Origin of the sequence: Falsirhodobacter sp. 20TX0035 (assembly GCF_028307215.1) — a bacterium.
GTDB lineage: Bacteria > Pseudomonadota > Alphaproteobacteria > Rhodobacterales > Rhodobacteraceae > Falsirhodobacter.
Genome location: NZ_JAQMHV010000007.1, coordinates 62,418 through 78,712, shown reverse-complemented (window position 1 = coordinate 78,712; position 16,295 = coordinate 62,418). Strand labels below are relative to the sequence as shown.

General features: G+C 67.0%; 19 protein-coding genes. 12 read left to right on the top strand and 7 right to left on the bottom strand.

Annotation, left to right across the window (positions count from 1 at the left end):
• Positions 1-9 precede the first annotated feature (9 nt).
• Positions 10-615 carry a 3-isopropylmalate dehydratase small subunit gene (gene leuD / locus PIJ50_RS10015; protein WP_271974897.1) on the bottom strand — a complete coding sequence of 202 codons (606 nt, stop codon included), beginning with the start codon at positions 613-615 and terminating at the stop codon, positions 10-12.
• A complete protein-coding gene (gene leuC, locus PIJ50_RS10010) occupies positions 615-2,042 on the bottom strand; it encodes a 3-isopropylmalate dehydratase large subunit (RefSeq protein WP_271974896.1) in 1,428 nt (475 codons plus the stop codon). The genes leuD and leuC overlap by 1 nt, the downstream gene beginning before the upstream one ends.
• A gap of 225 nt (positions 2,043-2,267) precedes the next feature.
• Between leuC and PIJ50_RS10005 the strand changes: the two genes are divergently transcribed.
• From PIJ50_RS10005 to rlmH, 3 genes are all read left to right on the top strand, one after another.
• Positions 2,268-2,765: a hypothetical protein gene (locus tag PIJ50_RS10005; protein WP_271974894.1), complete on the top strand. Its 498-nt coding sequence runs from the start codon at positions 2,268-2,270 to the stop codon at positions 2,763-2,765.
• Between the two features lie 161 nt (positions 2,766-2,926).
• Positions 2,927-3,295, top strand: coding sequence for a ribosome silencing factor (gene rsfS, locus PIJ50_RS10000; protein WP_271974892.1), 369 nt, complete (start codon positions 2,927-2,929; stop codon positions 3,293-3,295).
• The gene (gene rlmH, locus PIJ50_RS09995) at positions 3,295-3,765 is read left to right on the top strand and encodes a 23S rRNA (pseudouridine(1915)-N(3))-methyltransferase RlmH (RefSeq protein WP_271974890.1); all 471 of its coding nucleotides are present in this window, start codon (positions 3,295-3,297) and stop codon (positions 3,763-3,765) included. Before rsfS ends, rlmH begins: the two co-directional genes overlap by 1 nt.
• 121 nt (positions 3,766-3,886) lie before the next feature.
• Here the strand turns inward: rlmH and PIJ50_RS09990 are convergent, their stop codons facing one another.
• Positions 3,887-5,497, bottom strand: coding sequence for an alpha-glucosidase (locus tag PIJ50_RS09990; RefSeq protein WP_271974889.1), 1,611 nt, complete (start codon positions 5,495-5,497; stop codon positions 3,887-3,889).
• A 96-nt stretch (positions 5,498-5,593) separates the two neighbouring features.
• Here PIJ50_RS09990 and PIJ50_RS09985 point away from each other — a divergent pair, with 96 nt between their 5' ends.
• From PIJ50_RS09985 to PIJ50_RS09970, 4 genes are all read left to right on the top strand, one after another.
• Positions 5,594-6,616: a glycosyltransferase family 4 protein gene (locus PIJ50_RS09985; protein WP_271974887.1), complete on the top strand. Its 1,023-nt coding sequence runs from the start codon at positions 5,594-5,596 to the stop codon at positions 6,614-6,616.
• Positions 6,613-7,236: a glycosyltransferase family 29 protein gene (locus tag PIJ50_RS09980; protein ID WP_271974885.1), complete on the top strand. Its 624-nt coding sequence runs from the start codon at positions 6,613-6,615 to the stop codon at positions 7,234-7,236. Before PIJ50_RS09985 ends, PIJ50_RS09980 begins: the two co-directional genes overlap by 4 nt.
• Positions 7,237-7,324: 88 nt before the next feature.
• The gene (locus tag PIJ50_RS09975; protein WP_271974883.1) at positions 7,325-8,347 is read left to right on the top strand and encodes an aspartate-semialdehyde dehydrogenase; all 1,023 of its coding nucleotides are present in this window, start codon (positions 7,325-7,327) and stop codon (positions 8,345-8,347) included.
• Positions 8,348-8,439: 92 nt separating this feature from the next.
• Positions 8,440-8,742 (top strand): TM2 domain-containing protein, encoded by a 303-nt coding sequence (locus PIJ50_RS09970; protein WP_271974882.1) that lies wholly within the window; start codon positions 8,440-8,442, stop codon positions 8,740-8,742.
• On the opposite strand, the gene PIJ50_RS09965 is transcribed toward PIJ50_RS09970, so the two are convergent.
• A complete protein-coding gene (locus tag PIJ50_RS09965; protein ID WP_271974881.1) occupies positions 8,743-9,390 on the bottom strand; it encodes a carbonic anhydrase in 648 nt (215 codons plus the stop codon).
• A gap of 215 nt (positions 9,391-9,605) precedes the next feature.
• Between PIJ50_RS09965 and PIJ50_RS09960 the strand changes: the two genes are divergently transcribed.
• Both PIJ50_RS09960 and PIJ50_RS09955 read left to right on the top strand, forming a co-directional pair.
• Positions 9,606-10,967 carry a leucyl aminopeptidase family protein gene (locus PIJ50_RS09960; RefSeq protein ID WP_510182078.1) on the top strand — a complete coding sequence of 454 codons (1,362 nt, stop codon included), beginning with the start codon at positions 9,606-9,608 and terminating at the stop codon, positions 10,965-10,967.
• A 1-nt stretch (position 10,968) separates the two neighbouring features.
• Entirely contained in the window at positions 10,969-11,778 is an 810-nt protein-coding gene (locus PIJ50_RS09955) for a C40 family peptidase (RefSeq protein WP_271974877.1), read from the top strand.
• 10 nt (positions 11,779-11,788) lie between these two features.
• On the opposite strand, the gene PIJ50_RS09950 is transcribed toward PIJ50_RS09955, so the two are convergent.
• Both PIJ50_RS09950 and PIJ50_RS09945 read right to left on the bottom strand, forming a co-directional pair.
• Positions 11,789-12,124 carry a DUF2794 domain-containing protein gene (locus tag PIJ50_RS09950; protein WP_271974875.1) on the bottom strand — a complete coding sequence of 112 codons (336 nt, stop codon included), beginning with the start codon at positions 12,122-12,124 and terminating at the stop codon, positions 11,789-11,791.
• Between the two features lie 31 nt (positions 12,125-12,155).
• Positions 12,156-13,151 (bottom strand): asparaginase, encoded by a 996-nt coding sequence (locus PIJ50_RS09945; protein ID WP_271974874.1) that lies wholly within the window; start codon positions 13,149-13,151, stop codon positions 12,156-12,158.
• A gap of 153 nt (positions 13,152-13,304) precedes the next feature.
• On the opposite strand from PIJ50_RS09945, the gene PIJ50_RS09940 reads away from it, so the two are divergent.
• The 3 genes from PIJ50_RS09940 to PIJ50_RS09930 all read left to right on the top strand — a co-directional run bounded on the left by PIJ50_RS09940 (position 13,305) and on the right by PIJ50_RS09930 (position 15,392).
• A complete protein-coding gene (locus tag PIJ50_RS09940; RefSeq protein ID WP_271974872.1) occupies positions 13,305-13,829 on the top strand; it encodes an invasion associated locus B family protein in 525 nt (174 codons plus the stop codon).
• Positions 13,830-13,947: 118 nt separating this feature from the next.
• Positions 13,948-15,126, top strand: a complete 1,179-nt coding sequence (rlmN, locus tag PIJ50_RS09935) for a dual-specificity RNA methyltransferase RlmN (protein ID WP_271974870.1) — start codon at positions 13,948-13,950, stop codon at positions 15,124-15,126.
• A 50-nt stretch (positions 15,127-15,176) separates the two neighbouring features.
• Positions 15,177-15,392, top strand: a complete 216-nt coding sequence (locus tag PIJ50_RS09930) for a hypervirulence associated TUDOR domain-containing protein (RefSeq protein ID WP_271974868.1) — start codon at positions 15,177-15,179, stop codon at positions 15,390-15,392.
• On the opposite strand, the gene PIJ50_RS09925 is transcribed toward PIJ50_RS09930, so the two are convergent.
• Complete coding sequence (locus PIJ50_RS09925; RefSeq protein ID WP_271974867.1) at positions 15,389-16,228, bottom strand: LOG family protein; 840 nt, start codon at positions 16,226-16,228, stop codon at positions 15,389-15,391. The two genes, PIJ50_RS09930 and PIJ50_RS09925, sit on opposite strands and share 4 nt — an antisense overlap.
• Positions 16,229-16,295: the final 67 nt, after the last annotated feature.

Sequence of the window (16,295 nt, the reverse complement as noted above, 5' to 3'; positions counted from 1 at the left end):
AACGGCGCGTTAAATCCAAGGGCGCGCGGTGGCCATCTTCGCCTCGAACCCCTGAATCGCGGGGGCCTTTTCCATCGTCAGGCCGATGTCGTCCAACCCGTTCAGAAGGCAGTGGCGGCGGAACGGGTCGATGGAAAAGGTGAACTCCTTCCCGTCGGAGGTGGTGACCACCTCCCGCTCCAGATCCACGGTGATGCGGGCGTTGGCGCCGCGGGTCGCGTCCTCCATCAGCACGTCCACCACCTCTTGCGGCATCACGATGGGCAGGATGCCGTTCTTGAAGCAGTTGTTGAAGAAGATGTCGGCAAAGGAGGTGGAGATCACGCAGCGCACCCCGAAATCAAGGAGCGCCCAAGGGGCATGCTCGCGCGAGGATCCGCAGCCAAAATTGTCGCCCGCGATGATGATCTCGGCGTTGCGATACGCGGGCTGGTTCAGCACGAAGTCCGGGTTCTCGTTGCCCTGCGCGTCATAGCGCAGTTCGTCGAACAGGTTCTTGCCAAGGCCCGACCGCTGGATGGTCTTCAGGAACTGCTTGGGGATGATCATGTCCGTGTCGATGTTGACCAGCGGCATGGGAGCGGCGACGCCCGTCAGTTGGGTGAACTTGTCCATCACACGGCCTCCCGCACCAGTTCGCGCACGTCGGTCAGACGGCCCGTGACGGCCGCCGCCGCCGCCATGGCGGGCGACATCAGGTGGGTGCGCCCGCCCCGGCCCTGACGGCCCTCAAAGTTGCGGTTGGAGGTGGCGGCGCAGCGGTCGCCCGGCGACAGCTGGTCGTCGTTCATCCCGAGGCACATGGAGCATCCCGCCAGACGCCACTCGAATCCCGCATCGAGGAAGACCTGCGCGATCCCCTCGGCCTCGGCCTGCGCGCGCACGAGGCCCGAGCCCGGCACGACCATCGCACGGATGCCGTCCTTCACCTTGCGGCCCCGCAGAACCTCGGCCGCCGCCCGCAGATCCTCGATCCGGCCGTTGGTGCAGGACCCGATGAAGACCGTGTTGATCGCGATCTCGTCCAGCTTCGTGCCCGCCGTCAGACCCATGTAGTCGAGCGAGCGCTGCGCCGCCGCGACCTTGCCGCCCGCGAAGCTGGCGGGTTCGGGCACCACGCCGGTGATCGGCAGCACATCCTCGGGACTGGTGCCCCAGGTGACCACGGGGGCGATGTCCTCGGCCCGGATGGTGACGACCTTGTCGTAATGCGCGCCTTCATCGGAGAACAGCGTCTTCCAGTAGGCGACGGCCGCGTCCCATTGTTCGCCCTTCGGCGCGTTGGGGCGGCCCTTGCAATAGGCGAAGGTCGTCTCGTCGGGTGCCACGAGGCCCGCACGCGCCCCACCCTCGATCGCCATGTTGCAGACGGTCATGCGGCCTTCCATCGACAGTTCGCGGATCGCCTGCCCGCAATATTCGATGACATGGCCGTTGCCGCCCGCCGTGCCGGTCAGCCCGATCACGGTCAGGGTGATGTCCTTCGCCGTCACGCCCGGAGGGAGCGAGCCGGTGATCTCCACCTTCATGTTCTTCGATTTCTTCTGGATCAGCGTCTGGGTGGCCAGCACATGCTCCACCTCCGACGTGCCGATGCCGTGGGCGAGCGCGCCGAAGGCGCCATGCGTCGCCGTGTGGCTGTCGCCGCAGACCACGGTCATGCCCGGCAGGGTCCAGCCCTGTTCGGGGCCGACGATGTGCACGATGCCCTGACGGATGTCGTCGATCGGATAATAGTGCACGCCCGACGCCCGCGCGTTGGTGTCGAGGGCGGCGACCTGGATGCGCCCCTCCTCGTTCTCGATATGCGTTTCGCGGCCCGTCGTGGTCGGCACGTTGTGGTCCGGCACGGCGATGGTCTTGTCGGGGGCGTGGACCTTGCGGCCCGTCATGCGCAGCCCCTCGAAGGCCTGCGGGCTGGTCACCTCGTGCACCAGATGGCGGTCGATATACAGCAGGCAGGTGCCGTCGGCGTCCTGCTGGATCACGTGGTCGTCCCAGATCTTGTCGTAAAGGGTGCGGGGGGTGTGCGGAGCGGTCATGGCTCGTCCTGTGATGCGGATGGCTTTGAAGGAAAGGATCAGCGGCGTCTGGGATGCGCGAGGCATCCCGCCGCGTCAAAGCCGCGCGAGGACGTTCCGGGTGGCACCGTGGAACCGCGCCGGAAGGCGGGCATGGTCGGTGATGTTGAAATAGATGAACCCTTGCATGGTGTATATCATACCAGCACTGTCGCGGCAGGCAAGGTTTTCGAAAGGGCACGGGTTATGACGTGGTTGTTGCGGGCGCTGTTGGTTTGCCTGCCGGTGGCGGCGTGGGCGGAAGGCACGCGGGTGGACCAGGGCGCGGCGCTGGGCGGCATCCAGCTGGACGTCACGTTGACCCCCGGCCTTGGCCTCTACCGGCCTGACGCGACCGTCGACTTTCGAAATTTCAGCAAGGAAAGGCCCGCACGGCGTTCTCAGGAAGAGGAGATCCCCCTGATCCTGACCCGCAGCCAAGCTGATGGAAGCAGGATCACCTACCGGTTCATCGTCCGGGACGCCGAATCCCAGTCCCGCGCCATGGATTTCTGGGATCGGCATGGACAGGTGCCGTCGTTCGTCCCGCGTCTCCCTCTTTGTCGGAACGCCGGAACAGGTGGGCAGGAACGCATATCCTATCGCCTCTACCGCCCCGGTTTCGGCAGCACCGCGACACAGGAGATGGGCCCCGAGAAACTGCGCACGATCCTTCCTGACCTGCGCCCCTGCCCCGCCTCCTGAACCGTCCCTGCTCCGCCCCCGAACCGCCCGTTGAGGTTGCGGGCCCTTGATGTTAACATGAACGGGATTTGCGCGGGTTGTCCCGCGCGCGACAGCTGGAGGACGATGTCCTGTCTCATTCCGATCCATCGACCGGTCTGCCGGTCGGGCCGCGCCCTGACATGAACGCGGCTTCCCCCGACACCTCGCAAAGCGAGGCAATCCTGGCCCGCGTCCTGCAATCGCTGGACGACGACAAGGCCGAAGAGGTCGTGCAGATCGACCTGCGCGGACGTTCCGACATGGCCGACTACATGGTCATCTGCTCGGGCCGCTCGTCGCGCCAGGTGGCGTCCATCGCGGAAAAGCTGATGGACAGCGTCAAGCAGGACTTCGGCCGCATTTCCAAGGTTGAAGGCAAGGACACCGGCGACTGGGTGCTGATCGACACGGGCGACGTCATCGTCCACGTCTTCCGTCCCGAGGTGCGCGAGTTCTACCAGCTTGAAAAGATGTGGCTTCCTTCGGACCAGCAATCCCCGCTGATCTGATGCGGGTGCATCTGTGCGCGGTGGGCCGACTCCGGCAGGGCCCCGAGCGTGACCTTGTCGACGACTACACCACCCGTTTCGACCGCACGGGCCGGGCGCTGAGCCTTGGCCCGTTGAGCGTTCACGAGGTGGAGGACCGCAAGAATGGCGGGATGGAGGCGGAGGCCGAGCTTCTGGCCCGCGCCGTGCCGTCCGGCGCGCTGGTCTGCGTGATGGACGAACGCGGCCGCACGCTGTCCAGCCCGGATTTCGCGGATCAGTTGGCGCGCTGGCGCGACGGCGGGCGGCAGGACGTGGCCTTTGTCATCGGTGGCGCGGACGGGTTGGCGCCCGCCTTCCGCAACCTTGCCGATTTCGCCCTGTCCTTCGGCCAGATGGTCTGGCCGCACATGCTGGTGCGGGTCATGCTGACCGAACAGCTGTATCGCGCGGCCTCCATCCTGTCCGGCGCACCCTATCACCGCGCCTGAACCTCGGCCGCATCAACCGTATTCATGAGGTGGGGGACGACCGGAGCGGCGGGATGAGGCTCGTCCGCGTCGCGCCGACCGGCACGCTGATCTGCGTAACGGACGGACACGGCTGCGGCGCTCAGGCCGGCGCGACGGTCACATCCTTGCCCACCGACAGCCAGGCATAGCCGTTCGGGCCCAGACGCAGCTCGTTCACGTCTAGAACGGCGTCATGGCCCGGCCCCAGCGTGCCCTCGGCCCCCGTCAGGGTCAGCGCCACCGGGGCGGGGCCCAGGTTGAAGACGCACAGCAGATGGTCCCCGCCCAGCCAGCGGGTGAACGCGAGGATCGGTTCGGGCAGGTCGAAGAACCGCGTCCGCCCGCGCCGCAGCAGCTTGTGCCCCTTCCGGAAGGCGAAGATGTCGCGATAGGCGCTCAGGACCGAATCCGCCTGCCCCTCCTGCCCGGCGGCGTTGCGGGCGGCCTGCGGCGGCTTCACCGGAAGCCAGGGCGTGCCGGTGGAAAAGCCGCCCTGCGCTGTGCCGTCCCAGACCATTGGGGTGCGGCAGCCGTCCCGGCCTTTTTCGTCGGGCCAGAAGCGCAGGCCCTTGGGGTCGGTCAGCTCGCGATACTCCAGCTCCGTGTCGGTCTGGCCCAGCTCCTCCCCCTGATAAAGACACACGGACCCTTCGAGGGAGGCGAGAATCGCCGCCGACAGCCGCGCCACGTCGGCGGGGCGGCCATGGTCGGACCAGCGCCCGGCGTGGCGCGGCACGTCGTGGTTGGAAAACGCCCAGCAGGGCCAGCCGTCGGGCGCGCCTTCGAAGAACCGCTCCACCGTGGAACGGAAGAAGTGGGCCGAGAAGCGGTCGTCCAGCATCTCGAAGCTGTAGGCCATGTGGAGGCGCTTTTCGCCCTTGGTGTACTGGCCCATCAGGGGAATGCCGCGGAGGGCGTCGCCCACCTCTCCGATCATCATGCGATCGGGATACTGGTCGGTCAGCGCGCGCATCCGTTCTAGCCAGGCGATGTTTTCCGGCCGGGACTTGGTGTAGATCTGGTCCTGCATGTCATAGGGGTTGATGGGTGGACGGTCGAAGGGCAGCGCGGGGTTCGACCGCAGCTTCGGGTCGTGGAAGTAGTAGTTCACGGTGTCCAGCCGGAAGCCGTCCACCCCGCGGTCCAGCCAGAAGCGCAGCACATCCAGGAAATAGTCCTGCACCGCCGGATTGTGGAAGTTGAAGGTCGGCTGTTCGGCCAGGAAGTTGTGCATGTAGTACTGGCGGCGGCCGGCGTCCCAGGTCCAGGCCGGGCCGCCGAAGATCGCCAGCCAGTTGTTGGGCGGCCCGCCGTCGGGCTTCGGATCGGCCCAGATGAACCAGTCGGCCTTGCTGTTCGTGCGGTCGCGGCGGCTTTCGATGAACAGCGGATGGGTGCTGGCGCAATGGCTGATGACCTGGTCGATGATGACCTTCAGCCCCAGGTCGTGCGCGGTGCGCAGAAGCGTGTCGAGTTCGGCCAGCGTGCCGAACTGCGGATCGACGTCGCTATAGTCGGACACGTCGTATCCCATGTCCAGCATGGGCGAGGGGAAGAAGGGCGACAGCCAGATCGCGTCCACCCCAAGGCTTGCCACATGCGGCAGCCGCCGCGTGATGCCCGGAAGGTCCCCGATCCCGTCCCCGTTCGAATCCTGAAAGGACCGGGGATAGATCTGATACGTCACCGAGCCGCGCCACCAATCCCGCATGAGGCTTCCTTCCTGTTGCCGCCCCATAGCTAGCAGATGCGGGGTGAAGGGGAAGCGACCTGTTCAACGCGCCCCGCCTTGCATAGGATGCGGGGCATGGAGATCCTTGTCGTTGCCCCCAACCTGAAGCGGCGCCTGTCCGGCGTTACCGCCACCATCGCCCGCCTTGTTCCGGTGCAGGCACGCCGGATTGGCATCGTGGCCACGGGGCCCGGCCTGCCGGCGGGGGTGCCGCACATTCCGTTGTGGCGGGCGGCCACCCTGCCCCGCGACCGCTGGCGCGTCTGGCATGCCCGGCGCAACACGGAAATGCTGCTGGGCCTGATCCTGGTGCACGGGCTGCGACGGCGCTACCGGCTTTTGTTCACCTCCGCCTCGCAGCGGCGGCACACGGGGTGGACGAAGTGGCTGATCGAACGGATGGACCGGGTGGTCGCCACCTCGGCCAAGGGGGCCGCCTATCTGGAGCGGGAGGCCGAGGTTATCCTGCACGGGATCGATACGGAGACATTTGCGCCACCTGCGGACCGCGACACCCTGCGCGCCCGGTTGGGCTTGCCGCCGGGGGTGCTGGTGGGCTGCTACGGGCGCATCCGGCCGTCCAAGGGGACGGACAACTTCGTCGCGACGATGATCGACCTGCTGCCGACGCGGCCGAGGGTCACGGCCGTGGTCATGGGGCGGGCGGTGGAGAAGGACCAGCCCTTCCTGGCCGATCTGAAGGCGCGCGTGGCGGCGGCCGGTCTGGCCGAGCGCATCCTGTTCCTGCCCGAGGTGACGGTGGACCGAATGCCCGACTGGTACGGCGCGCTGGATCTGTATGTGGCCCCCCAACGGTGGGAAGGCTTCGGGCTGACCCCGCTGGAAGCGATGGCCTGCGGTGTGCCCGTGGTCGCCACCCGCACTGGCGCGTTCGAGGAGCTGCTGAGCCCCGAGAGCGGCACACTGGTGCCCCCCGACGATGTGCCCGCCCTGGCCGCCGCCCTTGCGCCGGTGCTGGACGATCCCGCCCTTCGCGATGCCATGGCCCGCGCTGCTCGTATCCGGGTGGACAGTGCCTTCCGGATCGAGGATGAGGCGGAGGCCCTGATCTCCCTCTACCGACGGATGCTGGCATGAACCGCCTCCGCTTCTTCATCGCCCGCCAGATGCGCGACGAACGCGCGCTCGAATCGCTGTCGGTGCCGCAGCAGGAGGTGCTGGACGACGTCGTCGGCCGCCGCGTGGCGCTGGTCGGCAATGCCCGCGGGCTGGCGAACGCCACCCATGGTGCGGCCATCGACGCGGCCGAGGTGGTGATCCGCATCAACCGTGCGCCCATGCCCGGCGCCCTGTCCCATGGCACGCGCACGGACATGCTGGCTTTGGCCACCAGCCTGGATCGGGAGGAGTTGGAGCGCATCCATCCCCGGCGCATCCTGTGGATGTCGCACAAGCGCAAGCGGCTGTCTTGCGCCACTGCGCGCAGCCCCGGCTTCTACCTGCATCCGTTGACGGATTACGCGGCGCTGCAGGACCGGCTGAGCGCCCCGCCCACCACGGGGGCGATGATGATCGACCTTCTGGCCCGGTCCCGCGCCGCCCGGATTGACCTTTACGGATTTGATTTCTTCGCCACCCTGTCGCTGTCCGGCCATCGCACGGCCGACCGGCTGCCCCACGACTTTGCCACCGAGGCGGCGTGGGTCCATGACCTGATCGCGCAAGATTCGCGATTTGTCCTGCATCCTCACGGATAATCCTTTCAACCGCAGGGCCTTCGGGGTAAGGGAACGCGTCCCTTCGGCCGAAGGGGCACGCCCCTCTCAGACGAAAAGGAGGTCCATCGTGGGCTACAGGGTCGTCGTCGCGGGTGCCACGGGCAACGTGGGTCGCGAAATGCTGAACATCCTCGCCGAGCGCGAGTTTCCGATTGACGAGATCGTGGCGCTGGCGTCGCGCAAGTCCATTGGAACCGAGGTCAGCTTCGGCGAAAAGACACTGAAGACCAAGGACCTCGACACCTTCGACTTCACGGGCTGGGACATCGCGCTGTTCGCCGTGGGCTCCGAGGCCACGAAGACCTACGCGCCCAAGGCCGCCGCGGCGGGCTGCGTCGTGATCGACAACTCCTCGCTCTACCGCTACGACCCGGCCGTGCCGCTGGTCGTGCCAGAGGTGAACGCCGAAGCGGTCGACGGCTACACCAAGAAGATGATCATCGCGAACCCCAACTGCTCCACCGCGCAGATGGTCGTGGCGCTGAAGCCGCTGCACGACCGCGCGAAGATCAAGCGGGTCGTCGTGTCCACCTACCAGTCCGTGTCGGGCGCGGGCAAAGAAGGCATCGACGAGTTGTGGGACCAGACCAAGGGCCTTTACGTTCCCGGTCAGGAAGTGGCGCCGTCCAAGTTCTCCAAGCAGATCGCGTTCAACGTGATCCCGCACATCGACGTCTTCCTGGACGATGGTTCGACCAAGGAAGAATGGAAGATGGTCGCGGAAACCAAGAAGATCCTCGACAAGGACATCCGCGTGACGGCCACCTGCGTGCGCGTGCCCGTCTTCGTCGGCCATTCGGAATCCATCAACATCGAGTTCGAGGATTTCCTGGACGAGCATGAGGCCCGCGACATCCTGCGCGAGGCGCCGGGCATCCTGGTCGTCGACAAGCGCGAGGCCGGCGGCTACGTCACGCCGATCGAATGCGTGGGCGAATACGCGACCTACATCTCGCGCATCCGTCAGGATTCGACGATCGACAACGGCCTGAACCTGTGGTGCGTGTCGGACAACCTGCGCAAGGGCGCGGCCCTGAACGCGGTGCAGATCGCCGAAGTGCTGGGCAAGCGCTGCCTAAAGAAGGGCTGAGGAAGGGGCGCCCTGCGGGGCGCCTTTTTCATTGCGCCGCGCCGCGGCCGCGTCCAGAAACACGGACCAACCCGCATCCCCGGAGGCCGACCATGCTGGACACGCAACAACAGATCCTGATCGAACAACGCGTCACGAACGAGGCGAAATCGACGGCGGCCGCCTATCTTCTGTGGTTTTTCCTGGGCACCTTCGGGGTGCACCGCTTCTATCTGGGCCGCCTGAAAACGGGGCTGGCGATGCTGGTGCTGATGCTGCTGGGCGTCGTGACGGTGGGCATCACGTCGGGGATCGTGCTGATCTGGTGGGTGGTGGACCTGTTTCTTGTCCCCGGCATGATCACCGGGGACAAGAACAGGCTGCGCGCCCGCCTGACGGCGGACATGTCACGCTGATCAGACCGGCGTGAACGCCCGTTCGCGCCAGTCGTAATGCTCCAGCCCGCCTTCGCCGATGTCGTTCCAGCAGCCGTGCAGGCTCAGCACGCCCTCGGACACCGCCTCGCGGATGAAGGGGAAGGTCATCAGGTTGGCAAGGCTGGTCAGCACGGCCTCGTTCTCCAGCGCGCGCAGGGGGTCGGCGGGCTGGGCTTCCTTCACGCGTTCGTAGCCCGGCTTCAGGATGTCCATCCAACGCCCCACGAACGAGGTGGAGGCCTCCAGCTCCGGCGCGCGGCCTTCGCACATGTCGTGGCAGCCCTTCACGCCGCCGCAGCTGGAATGGCCCAGCACGACCAGATGCGCCACCTTCAGCGCCGTCACCGCGTATTCGATCGCGGCCGAGGTGCCGTGATAATCGCCGTCGGGATCATAGGGCGGCACGAGGTTCGCGACGTTGCGGTGGATGAACAGCTCGCCCGAGTCGGCGCCGAAGATCTGGGCCACGTCCACGCGGCTGTCGCAGCAGGCGATGACCATGGCGCGCGGGTGCTGGCCTTCCCCGGCCAGGCGGCGGTACCAGGCGCGGTTGGCGGCATAGGTGGTGGCGCGCCAGCCGTGGTAACGTTGGATCAGGTAATGCGGAAGGGGACGGGATTCCTTCATCGATTCTCCTTTTCTGCGCGTCTTCGGGCGCCAAGTCCTTTGGATAACACCATGATTTTTGCACGGAACGCCGCAGGTGGGAACACCGTTCGCGTCACGAAACCGGCACGCGGTGTCGCAGGGGGCCGGCCTGCCGGGCGCGCTTGGGGGGTTGCGGCTGCGGTCCAAGCGACTAGGCTTTGCCCGCTACGACCGTCCGGAGCCTGCCCATGACCCTGCCCTTGTCCGCCACCGACGCCACCACGCGCCCCCTATTCATCGTCGCCCCCGAAGGGCTGGAGGCGTGGCTGTCCCGCCAGCCCGCCCCTGTCGGCGCATGGCTGCGCGGCACCGGCTTTGCCGCCGCCCCGGGGGATCTGCGCCTTCTGCCGGGTCCCGACGGGGCGCCCGTGGCGGCCGTGATCGGTCAGGGGACGCCCGCCCAGCGCGCCCGCACCCGGTTTGCCGTGGCCGCCGCCGCCCGCCTGCCCGAAGGAGACTGGCATCTGGACGGCGACCTGACGGACGCCGAACGGGACGAGGCCGTTCTCGCCTTCCTGCTGGGCGCCTACCGCTTCGACCGCTACCGCGCCCAGCCGGGCACGGGCGCGCGCCTGAAGCTGCCCGCTGGATCACACCGGCTGGCGGCCTTGGCCGAAGGCGAATGGCTGACCCGCGACCTGATCAACACCCCCGCCGCCGACATGGGCCCCGCCGAGTTGGAGGCCGCGACCGCTGCGTTGGCGGAACGCCACGGCGCCACGCTGGCCGTCACCAAGGGTGAGGATCTGCGCACCGGCTTTCCCATGATCCACGCGGTGGGCCACGGGTCCGACCGCGCGCCCCGCCTTCTGGACCTGCGCTGGGGCTCGGACGGGCCTGCGCTGACGCTGGTGGGCAAGGGGGTTTGCTTTGACACGGGCGGGCTGGACATCAAGCCCTCGGCCTCCATGCTGCTGATGAAGAAGGACATGGGCGGCGCGGCCACCGTGCTGGGGCTGGCGCATGCGATCATGGCGCTGAACCTGCCGATCCGTCTGCGCGTGCTGATCCCGGCGGTGGAGAATGCGGTTTCGGGACGCGCGTTCCGGCCCAAGGACATCCTTTCCTCGCGCAAGGGCCTGACGGTGGAGGTGAACAACACCGACGCTGAAGGGCGGCTGGTACTGGCCGACGCGCTGGCCTACGCGGCCGAGGAGGGGGCCGATCTCACCATCTCCATGGCGACGCTGACGGGGGCGGCGCGGGTGGCCGTGGGGCCGGACCTCGCGCCCTATTTCACCGATGATGGGACCGTGGCGGCAGCGCTGGACAAGGCCGCGGCGCAGGTGCGCGACCCCGTCTGGCGCCTGCCCTTCTGGGAACCGTACGAGGCGATGATCGAACCCGGCATTGCCGATCTCGACAACGCGCCCGCGGGCGGCATGGCGGGGGCCATCACGGCCGCCCTGTTCCTGCGCCGCTTCGCGGGCGACCGTTACGTGCATTTCGACATCTACGGCCACCAGCCCGCCGACGCGCCCGGGCGCCCCAAGGGCGGCGTGGGTCAGGGCGCGCGCGCCATCCTTCAGGCGCTGCCCGACCTTCTGGGGTTCTGACATGGACCGCCGCAGCACCCCCGCCACCCGCGCCGTCGCGCATGAATCGCTGAAAGGCATTGTCGACGCCCCCCGCTTCACGAAGGGGGAGGCGCGGCAGGTGTCCGTTGCGCTGGTCGATCTTCTGGCCGCGCCGCAGGGCGCACGCGAGCGGCAGCTTGCAATGGGCGACGGCTTCACCGTCATCGACCGCGACAGCCATTTCGCCTTCGGGATGTCGGAAAAGGACGGATATTGCGGCTGGCTGCCCGCCACCGCGCTGGAACCGGCCCTGCCGCAGACGCACTGGCTCGCCTTTCCCGCCAGCCATCTTTACCCCGAACCGAAGGTGCGTGCCCGCGCCATCGAATCCCTGACCATGGGCGCCCGCCTGACGGTTCTGGGCGAACAGGACGGTTGGGCGGAAACCACCAAGGGCTTCATCTGGGCCGCCCATCTGCGCCCCTTGGGCGAATGGATGGCCGATCCGGTGGCGGTGGCCGAACGTTTCCTTGGAACGCCTTATCTGTGGGGCGGGAACAGCCGCGACGGGATCGACTGCTCGGGCCTTGTCCAGATCTCGCAGCTGGCCTGCGGGCGGCCCTGCCCCGGCGACAGCGACCAGCAGCAGGCCCTAGGCGTGGATGTGGAGGGCCCGCTGCAACGGGGCGATCTTCTGTTCTGGAAGGGCCATGTGGCGATGGCCATGGACGAACGCCGCATCATCCACGCGACCGGCGCCTTTATGTCCGTCGTGATCGAGGAGACGGAGGCCGCCATCGCGCGCATCGCCGCCGCGGGCTTCCCGCTGGTGGCGCGCCGCCGGCCCTAGTCAACGGGTCCTAGTCGATCACGCGGATCGTCTTCTTTTCCAGCACCCGCAGCACCTGCGCCAGATCGTGCCCCCGGCGCAGGATCTGGCCGTCCATCCCCACGACCGAATACATGCCCTGACGCTGGCGCATCTTCGGACGCTTCTCGATCCGGTAAAGGGGATGTTCCGCCGTGCGCCGGAAGACCGAGAACACGGCCAGTTCCCGCAACGAGGAGATGCCGTAGTCGCGCCATTCGCCCATCGCCACCATGCGGCCATAGACCGAAAGGATGGTGTTCAGTTCCCTTCGGTCGAAGCTGACCTGATCGGGGATGTGCGGCGAAAACGGTATCGGGGCGTCCATCCTTCACATGTTGCGACGCCCGTGCCCGGTTTCAAGCGCCAAAGCCCGCCGACGTGCGGAAGACGCCGGTTTCCAGACCGCGCCAGTTCGTCTGCACCGTGTCCAGCCGCTTGCGCGTCGCAGGATGTTCGTAGTCCAGAACCCCCAGCTTCACGAGGAGGCGGGCGATCGCCGCCTCGGCCGCGCGGACGCTGCCATCGGTGATCTTCAGCGCCACGCCCAGACGCTGTTCGGGCAGGATGGCGACATAGACCGCCTCGGCCCCGACCTTCATGGCCACGCCGTCCATGGCGCGCATCAGTTCGGTGTCGGCCCGCCCTTCGCCCGCGATCAGATCGGGATGGGCGGCCATCGCGCGGGTCAGCTGGTGGGCCGCCCGTTCGCGCGCGTTCCCGCCCTCCCGCGCCTCGGCGAAGAAGGCCATCGCGCGGGCCAGCCCCTGCACCGAGGTGGTGAAGTTCGGGGCCGAACAGCCGTCGATCCCGACGCCGGTGGAGGTTTCCTCGGTCACGTCCTCGAACACGGCCTTTACGGCGCGCTGCACGGGATGGTCGATCTCCACATACTCGCTGTCGCCGCCCAGATGGTGGTTCAGGGTCAGAAAGCCCGCATGCTTGCCCGAACAGTTGTTGTGCAGGGGGCAGGGCTCCTCCTCGGCGCGGATCAGGCGGTCGCGTTCGGCGGTGTCGCCGGGCATGTGGCTGCCGCAGCGCAGAGCGTGATGGTCCGTGCCCAGATCGGCCAGCCAGCGTTCGACCATCCGCACGTGCTGCGACGATCCCGAATGACTGGCGCAGGCCAGCGCCAATTGCGCCTCGGTCAGGCCGAAGGCCTCGGCGGCGCCTGATTCCACCAGGGGCAGCGCTTGGAGCATCTTGCACGACGACCGGGGGAAGATCACGGCCGTCGGATCGCCCCAGGCCTGCACGATCTGGCCGCCCGGCCCGCAGATCACGGCATGGCCGGCATGAACGCTTTCCAGCATCCCACCGCGCCACAACTCGGCCATCGCCACAGGTTCCGTCATCGCCGCATCCCTCTCACAGATGCGCGATTCCGGGGCATATGGCCTTTGAATTCGCGCGCGTTTCACAGTAAGAACGGTAATCGAGTTGGACAGGTCCGCGCCACAGAAAAGCGCACGCAGGCGGCAGGCCGGGCCGAAGCAGAGAGGCTGGACATGAATTCTTCGACCACGCGCCTGATCGGCGCCGCCATGCTGTCCCTGGCGGGGACCGGGCTGTTCGCGCAGGAATCGACGAACCGCGTGGCGACCAAGACCGACTGGAGCGTGTTCACCGAGAACAGCCCTAAGGAATGCTGGGGCGTTTCCAGCCCGAAAAGCACCGTGAACACCAAGGACGGCAAGCCGGCCGACGTGTCGCGCGGCGACATCCTGCTGTTCGTGACCTTCCGTCCCGGCGCCGGCGCGGCGGGCGAGGTGTCCTTCACAGGCGGCTATCCCTTTGCCAGCGGCTCGACCGTGGACATGGCGATCAACGGCAAGACCTATTCCATGGCCACGGACGGCGAATGGGCCTGGCCGACGGACAAGGCGGCTGACGCCACGATCCTGGCCGCGATGAAGGCCGGGTCCGAGGCGGTGCTGACCGCCCGTTCGGCCCGCGACACGCGGACGGCCGACACCTTCTCGCTCATGGGCTTCTCGGCCGCGATGACGGAAGCCGAGAACCGCTGCAAGTAAGCCATGCGGCTTCTGCAAGGCGCCCCGGCATCGTGTCGGGGCGTTTTTGCATTTAAATTTCCGTCGGGATCGCTTATATGACGGCCTTCCCCACATCATGCCCCGCCCCGAGGACGCCATGAACGCCACCGCCCCCATCACGCAGGACGTGCTGACCCTTCCGCGCAAACTGCCGGAAGGCGGCAAGACCAACATCATCGGCCTGACCCGCCCGCAGCTTCACGCGGCGCTGGTCGAGATGGGGACGCCGGAAAAGCAGGCCAAGATGCGCGTGGGGCAGGTCTGGCAGTGGCTGTATCACTGGGGCGTGCGCGATTTCGCGGCGATGACCAACCTTGCGAAAGACTATCGCCTGAAACTGGCGGAGCATTTCGAGATCGTCATCCCCGAAGTGGTCAGCCGCCAGATCTCGGCCGATGGCACGCGGAAATATCTGGTGCGCATCGCCGGCGGGCATGAGGTGGAAACTGTCTACATCCCCGAGGAAGGCCGCGGCACCTTGTGCGTGTCGTCTCAGGTGGGCTGCACGCTGACCTGTTCGTTCTGCCACACGGGCACGCAGAAGCTGGTCCGCAACCTGACGGCCGGGGAAATCGTGGGCCAGCTGATGCTGGCGCGCGACGATCTGGGCGAATGGCCGGAACAGGGCGCGCCCAAGGACGAAACGCGCCTTGTGTCGAACCTTGTTCTGATGGGCATGGGGGAGCCGCTTTACAACTTCGATAACGTGCGGGACGCGATGAAGGTCGTGATGGACGGCGAAGGGCTGACCCTGTCGCGCCGCCGGATCACGCTCTCCACCTCGGGCGTGGTGCCCGAAATCGCGAAGACCGCCGAGGAGATCGGCTGCCTTCTGGCCGTGTCGTTCCACGCGACGACGGACGAGGTGCGCGACAAGCTGGTGCCGATCAACAAGCGCTGGAACATCCAGACGCTGCTGGACGCGCTGCGCGATTACCCGCGCCTGTCGAATTCCGAACGCATCACCTTCGAATACGTGATGCTGAAGGACGTGAACGACACGGACGCCGACGCCAAGCGGCTGGTGAAGCTGATCTCGGGCATTCCGGCCAAGATCAACCTGATCCCGTTCAACGAGTGGCCGGGCAGCGCCTATCAGCGGTCGGATGCGGACCGGATCGCGAAGTTCGCGGACATCATCTACCAAGCGGGCTACGCCTCCCCCATCCGAAAGCCGCGGGGCGAGGATATCATGGCCGCCTGCGGGCAGCTGAAGTCCGCGACGGAACGCGCCCGCAAGTCCCGCGCGCAGATCGCTGCCGAAGCGGGCGTCTGACGGGAACGCCCGCCCCCTTTCGCGGTTCACCTGCGAAAGGGAGAAAATAGATGGCGCAATTTCACAAGGGCGACCCGGTTCAGTGGAACTGGGGCGGCAGCACGGCCGAGGCCAAGGTGACCGAGGTCTTCACCCGCAAGGTGCAGCGGACGCTGAAGGGCAAGAAGGTCACGCGCAAGGGGTCGAAGCAGCGCCCCGCCTACCTGCTGACGCAGGAAGACGGAACAAAGGTGCTGAAGCTGGAATCCGAACTTTCGAAAGCCTAGCGGACCAGCGGACCCAAGGGCGGCGGCGTCCAGGCTTCCAGCGCCGCCACTGCCTCCTCCGCCGTTTCCACGTACTGGAACAGCTCCAGATCCGTGGAGGAGATGGTGCCCGAGGCTTCCAGCGCCGCCCAATTGATGATCGAATCCCAGAAGGCGCGACCGAACAGCAGCACGGGGATGCGCTTCATCCGGCGGGTCTGGATCAGGGTCAGCGTCTCGAACATCTCGTCCATGGTGCCGAAGCCGCCGGGGAAGACGCAGAGCGCTTCCGCCCGCATCAGGAAATGCATCTTCCGCAACGCGAAATAGTGGAAGTTGAACGACAGTTCCGGCGTCACATAGGCGTTCGGGGCCTGTTCGAAGGGCAGGACGATGTTCAGCCCGACGGACCGGCCGCCGGCCTCCTGCGCGCCGCGGTTGCCCGCCTCCATCACGCCGGGGCCGCCGCCGGTGCAGATCACGCCCTTGCGGCCGCCATCCGCCAGGCACCGCTCGGTCATCAGATGGGCGAAGCGGCGCGCCTCGTCATAGAAGTGCGACAGTTCGGCCAGCGCCGGGGTGCGGGCCGTGTCCTTCTTCGCGGGTTCGGGGATGCGGGCGCCCCCGAACAGGACGATGGTGCTGTCCACCCCTTCCTCGTCCAAGGACATCTGCACCTTCAGCAGTTCCAGTTGCAGGCGGATCGGGCGCAACTCCTCGCGCGTCAGGAAGTCCTGATCGGCAAAGGCGAGGCGATAGGCGGGGGAACGGCTTTGCGGGGTGTCCGGCACGCGGTCCGCGGTTTCAAGGTCCTGCTCCGAATGGCGCAGCGGGTGCTTGCGGGTCTCTTCGTTCATCTGCCGTCCTTTGTTGCGGGGCGCGCCCCCCGCGTTTATAGCCGTTCCAACCCCGAAAGAAAGGATG

Coding starts and splice junctions, on each gene's coding strand:
- leuD (WP_271974897.1), bottom strand. CDS start 615: ATGGACAAGTTCACCCAACTGACGGGCGTCGCCGCTCCCATGCCGCTG.
- leuC (WP_271974896.1), bottom strand. CDS start 2,042: ATGACCGCTCCGCACACCCCCCGCACCCTTTACGACAAGATCTGGGAC.
- PIJ50_RS10005 (WP_271974894.1), top strand. CDS start 2,268: ATGACGTGGTTGTTGCGGGCGCTGTTGGTTTGCCTGCCGGTGGCGGCG.
- rsfS (WP_271974892.1), top strand. CDS start 2,927: ATGAACGCGGCTTCCCCCGACACCTCGCAAAGCGAGGCAATCCTGGCC.
- rlmH (WP_271974890.1), top strand. CDS start 3,295: ATGCGGGTGCATCTGTGCGCGGTGGGCCGACTCCGGCAGGGCCCCGAG.
- PIJ50_RS09990 (WP_271974889.1), bottom strand. CDS start 5,497: ATGCGGGATTGGTGGCGCGGCTCGGTGACGTATCAGATCTATCCCCGG.
- PIJ50_RS09985 (WP_271974887.1), top strand. CDS start 5,594: ATGGAGATCCTTGTCGTTGCCCCCAACCTGAAGCGGCGCCTGTCCGGC.
- PIJ50_RS09980 (WP_271974885.1), top strand. CDS start 6,613: ATGAACCGCCTCCGCTTCTTCATCGCCCGCCAGATGCGCGACGAACGC.
- PIJ50_RS09970 (WP_271974882.1), top strand. CDS start 8,440: ATGCTGGACACGCAACAACAGATCCTGATCGAACAACGCGTCACGAAC.
- PIJ50_RS09965 (WP_271974881.1), bottom strand. CDS start 9,390: ATGAAGGAATCCCGTCCCCTTCCGCATTACCTGATCCAACGTTACCAC.
- PIJ50_RS09955 (WP_271974877.1), top strand. CDS start 10,969: ATGGACCGCCGCAGCACCCCCGCCACCCGCGCCGTCGCGCATGAATCG.
- PIJ50_RS09950 (WP_271974875.1), bottom strand. CDS start 12,124: ATGGACGCCCCGATACCGTTTTCGCCGCACATCCCCGATCAGGTCAGC.
- PIJ50_RS09945 (WP_271974874.1), bottom strand. CDS start 13,151: ATGACGGAACCTGTGGCGATGGCCGAGTTGTGGCGCGGTGGGATGCTG.
- PIJ50_RS09940 (WP_271974872.1), top strand. CDS start 13,305: ATGAATTCTTCGACCACGCGCCTGATCGGCGCCGCCATGCTGTCCCTG.
- rlmN (WP_271974870.1), top strand. CDS start 13,948: ATGAACGCCACCGCCCCCATCACGCAGGACGTGCTGACCCTTCCGCGC.
- PIJ50_RS09930 (WP_271974868.1), top strand. CDS start 15,177: ATGGCGCAATTTCACAAGGGCGACCCGGTTCAGTGGAACTGGGGCGGC.
- PIJ50_RS09925 (WP_271974867.1), bottom strand. CDS start 16,228: ATGAACGAAGAGACCCGCAAGCACCCGCTGCGCCATTCGGAGCAGGAC.